The sequence below is a fragment of the Clostridium sp. 1001275B_160808_H3 genome (assembly GCF_015550425.1).
GTDB lineage: Bacteria > Bacillota > Clostridia > Clostridiales > Clostridiaceae > Clostridium.
In genome coordinates this window covers 13,424-27,573 of sequence record NZ_JADNAT010000009.1, presented here as the reverse complement: position 1 = coordinate 27,573, position 14,150 = coordinate 13,424, and the positions used below count along the sequence as shown (strand labels likewise).

Annotated in this window: 14 protein-coding genes and 1 riboswitch; all 14 genes read right to left on the bottom strand. The window is 28.7% G+C overall.

The genetic code is table 11. The features are described 5' to 3' along the window. Positions 1-15 precede the first annotated feature (15 nt). Positions 16-1,239: an FAD-dependent oxidoreductase gene (locus I2A75_RS08185; RefSeq protein WP_195263988.1), complete on the bottom strand. Its 1,224-nt coding sequence runs from the start codon at positions 1,237-1,239 to the stop codon at positions 16-18. Beyond that, complete coding sequence (locus I2A75_RS08180; RefSeq protein WP_195263987.1) at positions 1,239-1,652, bottom strand: 4Fe-4S dicluster domain-containing protein; 414 nt, start codon at positions 1,650-1,652, stop codon at positions 1,239-1,241. The genes I2A75_RS08185 and I2A75_RS08180 overlap by 1 nt, the downstream gene beginning before the upstream one ends. 9 nt (positions 1,653-1,661) lie before the next feature. Beyond that, a complete protein-coding gene (locus I2A75_RS08175) occupies positions 1,662-3,746 on the bottom strand; it encodes a molybdopterin oxidoreductase family protein (RefSeq protein WP_195263986.1) in 2,085 nt (694 codons plus the stop codon). Positions 3,747-3,929: 183 nt separating this feature from the next. Beyond that, a complete protein-coding gene (locus I2A75_RS08170; RefSeq protein ID WP_097032876.1) occupies positions 3,930-4,385 on the bottom strand; it encodes an MOSC domain-containing protein in 456 nt (151 codons plus the stop codon). 4 nt (positions 4,386-4,389) lie between these two features. After that, positions 4,390-5,361 carry a GTP 3',8-cyclase MoaA gene (gene moaA, locus I2A75_RS08165; RefSeq protein ID WP_195263985.1) on the bottom strand — a complete coding sequence of 324 codons (972 nt, stop codon included), beginning with the start codon at positions 5,359-5,361 and terminating at the stop codon, positions 4,390-4,392. Position 5,362: 1 nt separating this feature from the next. Continuing rightward, positions 5,363-5,857: a cyclic pyranopterin monophosphate synthase MoaC gene (moaC, locus tag I2A75_RS08160; RefSeq protein ID WP_195263984.1), complete on the bottom strand. Its 495-nt coding sequence runs from the start codon at positions 5,855-5,857 to the stop codon at positions 5,363-5,365. A 9-nt stretch (positions 5,858-5,866) separates the two neighbouring features. Then, positions 5,867-6,883, bottom strand: a complete 1,017-nt coding sequence (locus I2A75_RS08155) for a molybdopterin-binding protein (protein WP_195263983.1) — start codon at positions 6,881-6,883, stop codon at positions 5,867-5,869. 68 nt (positions 6,884-6,951) lie between these two features. Continuing rightward, a complete protein-coding gene (locus I2A75_RS08150) occupies positions 6,952-7,443 on the bottom strand; it encodes a MogA/MoaB family molybdenum cofactor biosynthesis protein (protein ID WP_195263982.1) in 492 nt (163 codons plus the stop codon). Further along, entirely contained in the window at positions 7,443-8,018 is a 576-nt protein-coding gene (locus I2A75_RS08145; RefSeq protein ID WP_195263981.1) for a molybdenum cofactor guanylyltransferase, read from the bottom strand. Before I2A75_RS08145 ends, I2A75_RS08150 begins: the two co-directional genes overlap by 1 nt. Positions 8,019-8,026: 8 nt before the next feature. Beyond that, entirely contained in the window at positions 8,027-9,232 is a 1,206-nt protein-coding gene (gene glp, locus I2A75_RS08140) for a gephyrin-like molybdotransferase Glp (RefSeq protein WP_195263980.1), read from the bottom strand. Positions 9,233-9,434: 202 nt separating this feature from the next. Then, positions 9,435-9,571: riboswitch (molybdenum cofactor riboswitch) on the bottom strand. Further along, the gene (mobB, locus tag I2A75_RS08135; RefSeq protein ID WP_195263979.1) at positions 9,563-10,072 is read right to left on the bottom strand and encodes a molybdopterin-guanine dinucleotide biosynthesis protein B; all 510 of its coding nucleotides are present in this window, start codon (positions 10,070-10,072) and stop codon (positions 9,563-9,565) included. Its footprint overlaps the riboswitch before it by 9 nt. Before the next feature lie 184 nt (positions 10,073-10,256). Next, positions 10,257-11,480 carry an FAD-dependent oxidoreductase gene (locus tag I2A75_RS08130; protein ID WP_195263978.1) on the bottom strand — a complete coding sequence of 408 codons (1,224 nt, stop codon included), beginning with the start codon at positions 11,478-11,480 and terminating at the stop codon, positions 10,257-10,259. Then, on the bottom strand, positions 11,480-11,887 hold the full coding sequence (locus tag I2A75_RS08125; protein ID WP_195263977.1) for a 4Fe-4S dicluster domain-containing protein: 408 nt from the start codon (positions 11,885-11,887) through the stop codon (positions 11,480-11,482). The genes I2A75_RS08130 and I2A75_RS08125 overlap by 1 nt, the downstream gene beginning before the upstream one ends. An 11-nt stretch (positions 11,888-11,898) precedes the next feature. Beyond that, on the bottom strand, positions 11,899-13,983 hold the full coding sequence (locus I2A75_RS08120) for a molybdopterin oxidoreductase family protein (protein ID WP_195263976.1): 2,085 nt from the start codon (positions 13,981-13,983) through the stop codon (positions 11,899-11,901). Positions 13,984-14,150 lie beyond the last annotated feature (167 nt).

The window sequence follows — 14,150 nt, the reverse complement described above, 5'->3', positions numbered from 1 at the left end:
CCTTTGTATTTATTATTAATATACAAATTCTAAGTTTTCTGTTTCATTAAAGAAATCAGAATAATCTATATCAAATAAAGGCTTTTTAACTCTATCTACATTAATTTTTTGCTTTATAAGTTGAGTCAAAACTCCAACATATGATAAATCCCCTTGAACTATAGCTCCATAAATTGCACCATCTTTATAAATTATCTTCTTATAATCTTTTCCATCGATATCAGTTATTTCTTCATAACTATCATCTGGCTTTACTACCAACCCTAATGACATTGTAGCAACTCCACAAAAATTCATTGTATTTTTGCTTCCAAAAAAATCCTCCATAAAACTTTCTTTACCTACCATATTGTTTGCTGCTATCATTCCTTCTTTAACAGCAGTTGGCCATATTGGATTTCTTCCTGTTATATCCCCTGCTCCATAAACATCTCTAACATTTGTTTCACCTTTTGCATTTATTATAAGACCAAATTTATCACACTCAACTCCACTATCTTTTAAAAAGCCTACATTTGATCGAACTCCAGTACAAGCAATTATCAATTCACAAGGTACCTCTTCTCCAGTGCTAAGCTTTATAGAAATAGGATTATTTTCATCATCTACAATTACTTTTTCTGCCCTAACGCCAAATTTTAAATTTACACCCTCTTTTTTTAATCTTTCTTCGTATATATTAGCTGCATATTTATCTAATTGAAGAGGAAGTAGTCTATCCCCCATTTCAATCAATGATATATTTACGTTATAATCCAGCAATCCTGCTAATGCATCAACTCCAACAAGTCCAGCACCTAGAATTGCAACATTTTTTACTTTTCGAGCAATATTTTTAATTTTTATAGCATCATCTAAATTTCTTAATCCTATGACATTATTAGCACTCCTTAAATTTTCTATTGGAGGCAAAAAAGATGATGATCCAGTAGCAAGTAAAACTTTATCATAACTTAAATTTTCTTCATTAGATAATTTTAATAATTTTTCTTTTATATCTATTCCAATAACTTCTACTCCTTTTATCCATTTTATTTTATACATTTCAAAAAAGTTGTCAGGAGTAAAGTCTAAATCTTTAATATCCCTTCTCCCATCTAAAAAATGATGAAGTATACATCTTGAATAAACATGATCATCCTTAGATACCAAAACTATTTCTGAATCTTTATCATGTTCTCTAATAGTTCTTGCAGCATTAATTCCAGATGCTGATGCACCTACTATAACATATGACATTATTTATATACCTCCTCTAAGGTTAATGCTCCCATAGGACATCTATCTACGCAATGTGGATATTTAGTATCTGTAGATAGACACATATCACATTTCATTACTTCTCTATTAGTTTGATAATCCATTTTTAATACTCCATAAGGACAACCCATTATGCACATATAACATGTTGCACAACGACTTTTATCATATATGACATATCCACTTTCATCATCTCTTCTCATTGCTCCAGTTGGACATGAATATACGCACTCTGGTCTTGTGCAATGCCTACAATAAATTGGTGCATACCTTCCTTCACTATTAATAACAATCCTTCCTCTTGTATCTCTACATCCATGAGAAACCTTACAAGCAGTTGTACAAGTTAAACAGCCTATACATTTCTTTCTATCGATTTTTATCCTTTTCATAATAATCTCCTAATTGATTTTTTCTATTTTTACTGGACCATATTTATAATTAGGTTCCTTTGAGTACGTATCAAATATTGATGGCAGTACAGAATTTGCTTCTATATAATGCATTGGTGCATAAAGCTGATCTTTTTTAACAGTTCTACTTAACTTAACAAGGAATTGGTTGCTTATTCCATTTGGTGAACTTACTTTAACCATATCATTTTCTTTAATACCTAGCTCTTCTGCTAAATCAGTATTTATATTTATGTACCCTTTCTTCATAATTATAGCTTCTACATCTGGAATTTCTCTTGTTCTTGTTTGGGTATGCCATTGCCCAACTGTTCCTCTACCTGTATTTAAAATATATGGATATTCTTCACTTTGCTCAAAAGGAGGATTAATTATATCTTCATAAATAAATTTTGCTTTTTTATTTGGAGTATAGAACTTTCCATCTTCAAATAATCTTCTTTCTTCTTTTTCAATATCATCTCCTTCTTTAAATGGCCATTGAATTCCCTTTGAGTCCTTTAGCATATCATAGCTTACACCAGTTATATCACAAGGCATATTTCTAGTACATTCCTTCAAAGTTTCAAAGGCATCTCTCGGTGTTTTCCATTTATCTAAAAGACTTCCCATTCCAAGAGCATTTCCTATTCCTAGTAATATGTCATAATCACTTAATTCATCTTCTTTCTTTTCAAGCACTGGCTGAATCTTGGATAATCTTCTTTCCGTATTTATTAAAACACCTTCTTTTTTCAACCCATTTGTTGAAGGAAGTATAAGATGAGCATATTTACAGGTTTCTGTATCACTATAAATATCCTGCACTGCTAAAAACTCTAATTTTTCAGCTGCTTTTTTAAATTCCAAACTATTTATCCATGATACAACTGGATTTGTTGCTAGTACCCAAAGGGCTTTTATTGTTCCATTATTTATACCTTCAATTATTGCATTATATGGTATTGTAGGCTTTTTAGGTAGCATCTCTTCGTCAATTCCTAAAGCTTTAGCGACTACTTTTCTTCTAGCTTTATCAGTATATTCTCCTCCACCATAAAGTCCAGTAGTATTACTAAACAATCTTGATCCCATAGCATTACATTGACCTGTTATTGAATTAGCTCCAGTTCCAGGCCTTCCAATATTTCCAGTCATAAGAGCCAAATTTATCACGGCTTGTGCAGTTCTAACAGCTTGATATCCTTGATTTACACCCATAGTCCACCAAAATGATACTCTTTTTCCTTCATGTATTATTTTAGCTAATTCTAATACTCTTCCTTTTGATATTCCTGTGTACTCTTCAACATCATTTATGTCATATTTTTTAACATGATTTTTAAATCCTTCAAAATCTTCAGTACTATTTTTTATAAATTCTTCATCTATCCACCCTTCTTCAATTAATACATTTGCTAATGTATATAAAAGTCTTAAATCACTTTTAGGCTTTATATCTATCCACATGTCTGAATTAGTTACTGTTTCAGTTCTTCTTGGATCTATACTTATTATTTTTTTATCTTTATTTCTATTTTTTATAACTCTACTCCAAAGGATTGGATGCGCTACTACAGGATTACAACCTATAAATATCATTACATCAGATAATTCTAAATCTTCAAATGTGTATGGTGGAGAATCAAACCCAAAACTTTGTTTATATGCAACAACTGCTGTTGCCATACAAAGTCTAGTATTTCCATCTCCATTCCCTCCTAAGAATGTTCTTCCAATATGCCCTGCCAATGCCATTTCTTCTGTACATAATTGACCTGTACTCAGAAATGCAAAACTTTCTTTACCATATTCATCTTGAATTTTTTTTACTCTTTCTGCAAATATATTAAATGCTTTTTCCCAAGATATATGTTCTAATTTCCCTTTTTCATTTCTTAGTAATGGTAATACAGGATTTTCATATATAGTATTTTGTTTATCTAAATTAAGACCCTTAACACAGCAAAACCCTTTATTTACAGGATAATCCTTTGCTGGCTTAACCCTTTGTATAAATCCATCATCTTCAACATGAAAATCAAAATTACATGCTATGGAACAATAGTTACAAGTAGATCTAACAACTTTCATACTTTTTACCCCTCTTTAACAAACATTTTATAGATATTATTAGTATTGTTTACTTTTTATATTCACGCTAAACAATTAATTATATTTATCCTCTCATAATTTAAATTTCATCTATTTATTTTTTTACAATAAAAAACATCTTGATATTTGATTATTAAAACCAAATATCAAGATGTTTCCTTATTATAAAGTAAATACTTTCTTTTCATTATCTAACAAAGTACATTTATCTCCAACTCTTACTTTTCCACCTTTTAATACCCTTGTAAATATACCATTTTTAGGCATTATACATTCTCCAACTTGATAATATATAGCACATTTATCATGACATTCCTTACCTATTTGAGTTACTTCTAAAAGTACTTCTCCTACTGTTAATCTTTGACCAACTGGAAGTTTATTTAATTCTATTCCATCTACTACTAAATTTTCTCCAAATGCACCAAAATCAACATTTCCACCTTTATTTCTAAATTCATCAATTTTTTCAAAAGCTAATAAACTTACTTGTCTATGCCACTTACCAGCGTGAGCATCACCTTCTATTCCAAATTCCTCTATGAAGTTTGCTTCTTCAACTTCATTTTTTAAAGTTCCTTTGTGTTTACTTGTACATATAGCTAAAACCTTGCTCATATTTTTATCCTCCAATTTGATTCATAAACTTTAATTCTTTATCATTACTTTTTTGCATAAACAAATGTTTTTCCGGCTTATCAAAAATACTATTTTTTATTGCATGTGATAATTCACTATCTGAAACTCCGCTTCTAATTAATTCCTTCAAATCAATACCATAATTAAAGTGTAAGCATTGTTTTAAAAAACCTTCTGAAGTTAATCTAATCCTATTACAATCCTCACAAAAACAATTGCTTATAGCACTAATAAATCCAACCTTACCTCTACCGCCATTTACTTTTATATAAGTTGCTGGTCCACCACTATTAATTCTTTTAACTTCTTCGAAATTTTTATAATTATCTTTAATAATATTTATAATTGCTTCATTATTAATCCCTTTATATTTACTTCCTACTCCAATAGGCATAAGCTCTATAAACCTAACATCTATTGGCTTTTCTAAAGTTAAATTTACAAAATCAAGTATTTCATCATCATTAATGCCCTCTATCATAACTGTATTTAATTTAACTTTTATTCCAAGTGAAATACATTTATCTATTGCTGCTAGTACCTTTTTTAAATCTCCTAATCTAGTTAATCTTTTAAAGGTTTCTTTCTTTAATGAATCCAAACTTATATTAACACCTTTTAGTCCTGATTTTGCAAGAATTTCTGCTTTTTCTTCTAGTAATATTCCATTTGTAGTCAAGTACATTTCTTCTATGCCTGGTATAGTGTTTATCCTTTGTATTAGATCTACTATATCTTTCCTAACTAAAGGTTCTCCACCAGTGAATCTAACTTTTTTTATACCAAGCTTTGCACTTTCGCATACTATTTTATATATTTCATCATTAGTTAATTTATCTTCATCTTTAAGAAAAATATTATTCTTCTCTTCCATGCAATATATACATCTTAAGTTACAATTATCAGTTAATGAAATCCTTAAATAGTCTATTTCTCTATTATATTTATCTTTCATATTATTTTAAAGAGCTATCATAAAAATTAAACTCGCCGCTCTTCCCCCCTGTTTTTTTAAGTAAATGAGTACCTTCTATAATCATTCTTTTATCTACAGCTTTACACATATCATATATTGTTAATGCTGAAATTGTTGCTGCAGTTAATGCCTCCATTTCAACTCCTGTTTTATCTACTATTTTTACAGTTGCTTTTATTTCAATACTACTTTCTTCATCATTTATCTCAAAATCAATATTACAACTAGATATCATTAATGGATGGCACATAGGTATCAAATTAGATGTTTGCTTACTTGCCATTATTCCTGCAACTCTAGCTACACCTAAAACATCACCTTTACCTATTTTTCCTTCTTTTATAAGCTCTAAGGTTTCTTTGCTTACTTTTATTTTAGAAACTGCAATTGCAACTCTCTCAGTTTTATTTTTTTCTGATACATCTACCATTCTTGCATTTCCACTATTATCAAAATGAGTAAATTTATTATTCATTATATCCTCCTATTTTCCAAAAGAACAATGTGGGAAAGTACAAACCTTACAATCTAAGCACATTCCACCATGTCCATAAGCTGCTATATCACCTAAAGTTAATTTTTCATCTGCTAGTATTCTTGGCAGCACTAAATCTAATACTGTTCTTTTTGAATACATAGCACAACTTGGTACTCCAAGTATTGGAATATCTTTATAATAAGCTAGTAAAAACATAGCTCCTGGTAATACTGGTGATCCATACGTAACAAGTTCTCCACCACATTCTTTTATTGCTGTTGGAGTTACATCATCTGGATCTACTGACATCCCTCCTGTACATATAATCATATCTACATTTTCTTTAAAGCCATTTTTTATTTCTTCTATTATTCTTTCCTTGGAATCTGGCAAAATAACTTGCTTAATGACTTCACTACCATAATATCCAAGTTTTGATTTTATAACTGGTAAAAAGGCATCTTTAATTCTTCCGCTATAAACTTCATTACCAGTTGTTATAAGTAAGCATTTCTTAGGCTTTATTTCCTCTATATAAATTATTTTATCTTTTATTAATTTTTCTGCATTAATTATTTTTTCTTCATCAATTATTAATGGAATAACTCTAGTTGCACCAATTTTTTCTCCTTTTCTTATTGGAGTATTATTATGCAATGTTGATACTATTATTTCTCCAAGGCTATTAAGTTTAAATAATTCTTCTTTATCTATTTTTAAAACTCCATCTATATCTGCAAAAAAGTCAACTTTTCCTTCTTTTATTTCTTCTGACTTACATACCCCATCTCCAAGTACAAGATTTGAAATTCTAATTGCAGCATCATTTTCATGCAATTCTCCTTCACTAGGCTCCCATACATAAATGTGTTCTTTCCCTATAGATAGCAGTTTTTCTATGTCTTCCGCTTTTATAATATGGCCCTTTTTAAAAAGTCTTCCTTTAAATTCTCCTGGTATTATTTGTGTAACATCGTGAGATAATATACAACCAACAGAATCATATACGCTTATCATTTTCATTATAATGCATCTCCTATAAAGTTAATCATTTGTCTAGTTACTCATTTTTATAATTTTTTTGAATGAACTTATTTTCTTGCACATTCTTTTGCTTCTCCAATTAATATACCAATTCCATGTTTTAACTCGTCTAATATAAAATCTAAAGCTTCTTCACATGCTTTTGGACTTCCTGGTAAATTTACTATTAAAGTATCTTTTCTTATTCCTGATACTGCTCTAGAAAGCATTGCTCTTTTAGTTATTTGAAGACTATACATTCTTATAGCTTCACATATTCCAGGTGCCTCTCTATCAATTATTTCTTTGGTTGCTTCAGGAGTTATATCTCTTTTTGAGAATCCAGTACCACCTGTACTTAATATTAAGTTCACCTTTAATTCATCACTCATATTTATAAACTCTTTTTTTAACATTTCCTTTTCATCAGGTACAATAACCATCTTTTCTACTTTAAAACCTGCATTTTCTATTATTTCTTTAATAACAGCTCCACTTTTATCTTCTCTTTCTCCTGCGTATCCTTTATCACTACTTGTTATTATTCCAACAGTATACATTAAATCTCCTCCAAGTCTTTATAATCATTAACTGTATTTATATTTGAAAAATCTATCTCATTTAACTTCTCGTATTTTTTATCTTCTAATACTTTGTATTTTGTTGACATTATAAATTTTTGCAATTTATTTTCATTTTTTATTAAAGCATTTTCAATTTTAGGTATTAACCTCTTAGAATACACTGAACACAAAGGTTGTAGCTTTTCATTAATTTTAGGAATTAGAACCTCGTATTCTTCATCCACATTTCCTATTAAATTTAAAGTCTCTTTTGTAATTAAAGGCATGTCACAAGCAATACATAAAACTTTATCATTTTTTGAGTTTTTAAGTGCTGAATGTATTCCACATAAAGGACCATTTCCCAAGTAGATATCACTAAATACCTTCAATGAAAACTTATTATATACTTCTTTATTATTTGATATAATAATAATTTCATCAAAATCTTCTCCAGCACTTATTATATTTTCTATAAAAGTTTTTTCTTTATAAAGTAATAATGCCTTATTATTATAATTCATCCTACTACTTTTTCCACCTGCTAAAATAGCTAATGTTTTATTTATCATATATTCTCCTAAAGCTTTATAATATCTACTAAATCCCCTTGATTTTTTCCATTATTATTAGCTTCTATTTCAATTATACAATTTGAGTTTATTGTAGAACTAAGTATTCCATTTCCTGATTTAGTTTGTGTTATATGTACATATTGTTTGCAATTGTCAACTTCTACATATCCCCTTATGAACCTTCTTTGAGGACTTTTCTTTTTTATGTCTTGTGATAATATTGCTTTTTCCCTATTTATTTTAATTTCTTTATATCCAGATAATTTCTCAAGTGTTGGTTTAACTAATAATTCAAAAGTTGTTAAAGCTGCTGTTGGATTGCCTGATAAACTAATTACAATTGAATTATTTACCTTGCTACATAAAACTGCTGAACCTGGCTTAATAGTTATCTTCCAAAAAAGTTTTTCTCCACTTGTTGTATTTATAGCATCTTTTAATAAATCTTTCTCACCAACAGAAACTCCTCCAGTTGTAATTATCAAATCAACTTTCTTTGAAATTTCTTCTATATAACTACCTATTGCATTAAAATCATCATTTATATGATTTATATATTTGGCTTCATAGCCTAATTCATTTATTCTAGATAAAATAGAATATTTATTACTGTTATAAATTTTTCCTTTTTCTAATTCTAAGCCTATATCCATAACTTCATCACCTGTACTAATAAAAGCTATTTTAGGCTTTTTATATACATTTACTTTCTTTAATCCAGAACTAGCTAAAATTCCAATATCAGCATAATCAAGCTTTTTATTAATATTTAAAAGTAAAGCTCCTTTTGAAATGTCTTCTCCCTTTATACAGATATTTTCATTTTCTTTTACACTTTTCTTTAAAATAATATAATCATCTTGTAAAATTACATCTTCTTGTTTTATAACAGCATTTGCTCCCTTAGGGATTGGTGCTCCTGTCATTATTCTAATTGCTGTATTTTCTTTTACAATACTACTACAATTTCCTCCAGCATAGACTTTATCTATTACCTTTAATTTTTTATTGTTTGATTCAGTATCTCTAGAAATCAATGCATACCCATCCATTGCCGATTTATTAAAAGGTGGATTATTAATTTGAGAATATACATTTTCACCTATTACTCTATTTAATCCATTAATTAAATCTACCTCTTCTATATTCAAATTATTTACGTTATTATTTAGTATTTCTATTGCTTCTTCTAATGATATAAAGGATTTCACTTTTTTCCTCCTTTAAAAAGTTGATGTGTATAAATTTTCTATTCAAAAAAAGCCTATTACCCATAAATTTGGTGAGTAATAAGCTTTTAATTTAAATATAAATAAACACTGTAATAGTGCTAAAATCAACTTAATTATAAACCTCAAAATAAAATTAAACTTAATATTATTTTAAGACTTATATTTCTATAAGTATAATATATTTAAATCAACTTATTTTCCTTCCCAAATCGTGGAGATGCTATCTTTTCAAATTAACACCCTGTGAATATAAAATTCAGGCATAGAATCCATAGATTAATCCTTAGGTAAACTATGCTCAAGAAAATATTATTGATAATTTTCAAATTTAAATTCTTTTTCTTTTTCTATTAAATTAGCAAGTTCCTTAAAATTATCTTTATTTATAACTAAGGCATCATTTAAATTTAAATCTACATCACTTGCTACTGCTATAAGATTATTCTTAGTAGTTATTATTTTACTACTAACCCCACTCCTATATACTTCTATCTTTCTTAAATTACTTTTCTTATATCCTTCTACTAAAATTATATCCTTATCCTTTGCCATATTTATAAGATCATATAAGTTAGTTTCATATTTTAATTCCTTTATTATTGCAAGTCTAGAACTTGAAGATATTATTACAGTTTCTGACCCTGCTTCTCTATGTTTATATGTATCTTTTCCTTTTTTATCAATATCAAATCCATGAACATCATGTTTTATTGTTGCTATACTTAAGTTTCTACTTTTTAATTCTCTTATTAGTCCTTCCATTACAAATGTTTTTCCTACATTTGACTTTTCTCCAACTATATTAATAACCTTTGGCATATCTTTCATCCTTTAAGTATATTTTTGTAACCATTAATATCTATATTTAATTTTAATTATATATGTTATTAACTATTATGTTCTAGATTTTTTATAATAATCCTTCTTTTATGTACACTATTATTAAAAATTTTAATTTATATGGAAATTAGTTTTAATACTAATTTCCATATAAAGTTTATTATTAATAAGTAAATTCAAAATTCTTTTTTATATTGAAGAAATCTGCATAATCTATATCAAATATATTTTTTGTTACTTTTGATATATCTATTTTTTCTTTTATAAGTTGTGTTAATACACCTGCATAAGATAAATCACCTTGAATTATTGCTCCATAAATCTTACCATCTTTGTGTATAATCTTTTTATAGTTTTCACCATCAATGCTTATTTCAACTTTATAAGTTTCATCCTTTGGCTCTACATCCCCTAAAGACATAGTTGCAATACCAACAAAATTCATAGTATTCTTGCTTCCAAAGAAATCTGTCATTATCATTTCTTTTCCTAACATGTTATTTGCAGCAATTATACCCTCTTTCACTGCTGTTGGCCAAATTGGATTTCTTCCAGTTACATCTCCAGCACCATAAATATCATCAATATTAGTTTTACCTTTTTCATCTATTATTAATCCAAATCTATCACATTCAACATTGCTATTACTTAAGAAATTGATATTAGATCTTACCCCTGTTGCTACAATAACTAATTCACATGGTATTTCTTCACCAGTATTGATTAATAATGCTTTAGGATTTTTATTTTCATCTAATATTAGTTTTTCTGCTTTAACACCAAGTTTTAAATTTACACCTTTTTCTTCAAACTTCTTTTTATAAACATCTGAAGTATATTTATCTAGCTGTATAGGTAAAACTTTATCTCCCATTTCTACTAAAGAAACATTAACTCCTGTATCTATAAGTCCACTTACTGCATCTATTCCAACAAGCCCAGCACCTAATACAACTACGTTTTTCACCTTAGAAGCTTGTTCTTTTATAAGTATTGCATCTTCTAAATTTCTAAGACCAACTACATTATTTCCTTCTCTTAACCCTTCAACAGGTGGAATGAATGATGAAGCTCCACTACAAATCATTAATTTATCAAAGTTTAAGACTTCATTGTTTGATAAAGTTAAAGTTTTACTTTCATCATTTACACAAGTAACCTCAACATTATTTATCCATTGTATATTGTATTCTTCAAAGAAATTCTTTGATGTGAAATTTAATTGTTCTACATTTCTATGGTTTGAAATATAGTGATGTAAAATACATCTTGAATAAACTTCTGTATCTTTTGAAATTAATATTATTTCTGCATCTTTATCTAACTCTCTTAATGTTTTTGCTCCACTAATTCCAGCTGCTGATGCTCCTATAACTATATATCTCATTAATTAGGTACCTCCTCTAATGTAATAGCTGCCATTGGGCACTTTTCTACACATTGTGGTGTTCCCTTATCTTTACACGCATCACATTTCATTATTTCCTTATGAACTCTACTATCAGCTTTTAAAACTCCATAAGGGCATGCCATTATACACATATAGCAACTTGCACAGTGTTCTTTATTGTAAGTAACTAATCCAGTTTCCTTATCTTTGCTCATTGCACCAGTCATACATGTATAAACACATTCTGGTCTATCACAATGTCTACAAAAAATCGGAGCATATTTTCCATTACTATCTATTGTTATTCTACTTCTTGTATCTTCTGAATTATGAGAAACAATACATGCAGTTGTGCAAGTTAAACATCCAACGCATTTCGATCTATCTATTTTTATTCTCTTCATATTGAATCCTCCTATTTCTTAGAAATATTTACTGCAACAGTTTTGAAAGATGGTTCTTTTGAGTAAGGATCATAAACTGAAGGAGTAAGTGAATTTGTTTCAATATAATGCATTGGTGCATATATATGATTCTTTTTCACATTTTCTGAGTAAACAACATTAAACTCATTAGTTTTCCCATTTTGTGAAGTTATTTTAACTCTTTCATTTTCACTTATATTTAATTCTTTTGCTAGCTCTGGGTTCATTAAAACATATGATTCCTTGCTGTAAATTCTATTATGTTCTATTTCTCTAGATCTAACTTGAGTGTGCCATTGTCCTACAGTTCCTCTTCCTGTATTTAATATATACGGGAATTCATCTGAAGTCTTTGTTGGATTTTCTGCTATATCTTCAAAATGGAATTTAGCCTTCTTAGATGGTGTATAATAGTTACCATCTTCATAAAGTCTTCTTTCATCTTCTTCTAGAACTTGTCCTTCTTTAAATGGCCATTGAACTCCTCTTGAACCTTCCATATTGTTACCTTCTAACATTTCATAAGTAACTCCTGTTATGTCACAAGGCATTCCTTTAGAACATTTTTTTAATAGTTCAAATACATCTCTTGGAGTTTTCCAATTATCAAGTAAACTTCCCATTCCTAATGCTTTACCTATATTAAAGAATATTTCAAAATCAGATAATTCGCCTTCTTCTTTTGCTACTACTGGATTAACTTTTGATAATCTACGCTCAGTATTAATTAGAACTCCTTCTTTTTTAATAGCTGGAACTGAAGGTAAATATAAATCGCAAAGCTCTGCAGTATGTGTATCCTCATATATATCTTGTACTACTAAGAAATCTAAATTTTCTACTGCTTTTTTGAATTCATCATTATTTGTAAAAGAATGTCTTGGGTTTGTACATATTACCCATAACCCTTTAATTTCTCCTGCAATTGCTTTTTCTATAATAACGTTATAAGGAAGAGTAGGCTTAGTTGCTAATACACTTTCATCAACTTCTAGTGCTTCTGCTACAGCTTTTCTTCTTACTGGATTATCAAAATCTCCACCGCCATAAAGTCCTGCTGTATTACTGAAAGCTCTTGATCCCATAGCATTACATTGACCTGTTAAGGAATTTGCACCTGTCCCTGGTCTACCTATATTACCAGTAATTAATGCTAAGTTAATTATAGATTGTGCAGTTCTTACTGCTTGATATCCTTGGTTTACACCCATTGTCCACCAGAATGATACTCTTTTACCATTATGTATTATTTCTGCAAGTTCTAAAACTCTTTCTTTAGATATTCCTGTTTCTTCTTCAACATTATCTAAGGTAAATTTAGATACATGATTTTTAAATTCTTCATATCCTTCTGTATGTTCCTCTATATATTTCTTATCAATCCAATCATTTTGAATTAATACATTTGCTAATGTATATAATAGAACTAAATCAGCTTTAGGTTTAATATCTACCCATATATGAGAATTTATTGCTGTTTCAGATTTTCTTGGATCAATAGTTATTATTTTTGCATCCTTATTTTTTCTTATTCTTCCCCAAAAAACTGGATGTGCTATAACTGGGTTAGCTCCAATTAAAACAATTGTATCTGAAAGCTCAGCATCATTCAAAGTATAAGGAGGAGCATCAAAACCAAAACTTTGCTTATGTGCTACAACTGATGTTGCCATGCATAATCTTGTATTACCGTCTCCATGCATCCCCATATAATTTCTTCCAACATGTCCAAGTAAAGCCATTTCTTCAGTTGTCATTTGACCAGTACTGATATATGCTACGCTTTCTTTACCATACTTAGCTTGAATCTCTGTCATTTTTTTAGCAAAGACTTGGAAACCTTCGTTCCATGATATTTCTTTCATTTCGCCATTTGCATCTCTTAATAATGGTGACTTTCTTGCCTTAATTTTTGTTTGTTGCTTGTCCAGACTTAATCCTTTTATACAACAAAACCCCTTATTAACTGGATAATCAACAGTAGGTGAAACCTTTTGAATTTTACCATTATCTACATAGAAATCTATGTTACATGCTAAAGCACATAAATTACAAGTTGACTGAATTTTTTTCATATAACTTACATCTCCACTTCACAATTTCATAAACTCACTATATTATTTTATGATTTCTAATTCTATCATTAACTACCACTAAAAACCGTGACAATTATCACATTTTCATCATCGATTGTTATATAATTAACAAATTATTAAAATATATTCTTATTTATACTTCAAAA

Coding starts and splice junctions, on each gene's coding strand:
- moaC (WP_195263984.1), bottom strand. CDS start 5,857: ATGAATAATAAATTTACTCATTTTGATAATAGTGGAAATGCAAGAATG.
- I2A75_RS08125 (WP_195263977.1), bottom strand. CDS start 11,887: ATGAAGAGAATAAAAATAGATAGATCGAAATGCGTTGGATGTTTAACT.
- I2A75_RS08130 (WP_195263978.1), bottom strand. CDS start 11,480: ATGAGATATATAGTTATAGGAGCATCAGCAGCTGGAATTAGTGGAGCA.
- I2A75_RS08175 (WP_195263986.1), bottom strand. CDS start 3,746: ATGAAAGTTGTTAGATCTACTTGTAACTATTGTTCCATAGCATGTAAT.
- I2A75_RS08180 (WP_195263987.1), bottom strand. CDS start 1,652: ATGAAAAGGATAAAAATCGATAGAAAGAAATGTATAGGCTGTTTAACT.
- I2A75_RS08150 (WP_195263982.1), bottom strand. CDS start 7,443: ATGTATACTGTTGGAATAATAACAAGTAGTGATAAAGGATACGCAGGA.
- I2A75_RS08170 (WP_097032876.1), bottom strand. CDS start 4,385: ATGAGCAAGGTTTTAGCTATATGTACAAGTAAACACAAAGGAACTTTA.
- mobB (WP_195263979.1), bottom strand. CDS start 10,072: ATGCCAAAGGTTATTAATATAGTTGGAGAAAAGTCAAATGTAGGAAAA.
- I2A75_RS08120 (WP_195263976.1), bottom strand. CDS start 13,983: ATGAAAAAAATTCAGTCAACTTGTAATTTATGTGCTTTAGCATGTAAC.
- I2A75_RS08185 (WP_195263988.1), bottom strand. CDS start 1,239: ATGTCATATGTTATAGTAGGTGCATCAGCATCTGGAATTAATGCTGCA.
- I2A75_RS08155 (WP_195263983.1), bottom strand. CDS start 6,883: ATGAAAATGATAAGCGTATATGATTCTGTTGGTTGTATATTATCTCAC.
- I2A75_RS08145 (WP_195263981.1), bottom strand. CDS start 8,018: ATGATAAATAAAACATTAGCTATTTTAGCAGGTGGAAAAAGTAGTAGG.
- moaA (WP_195263985.1), bottom strand. CDS start 5,361: ATGAAAGATAAATATAATAGAGAAATAGACTATTTAAGGATTTCATTA.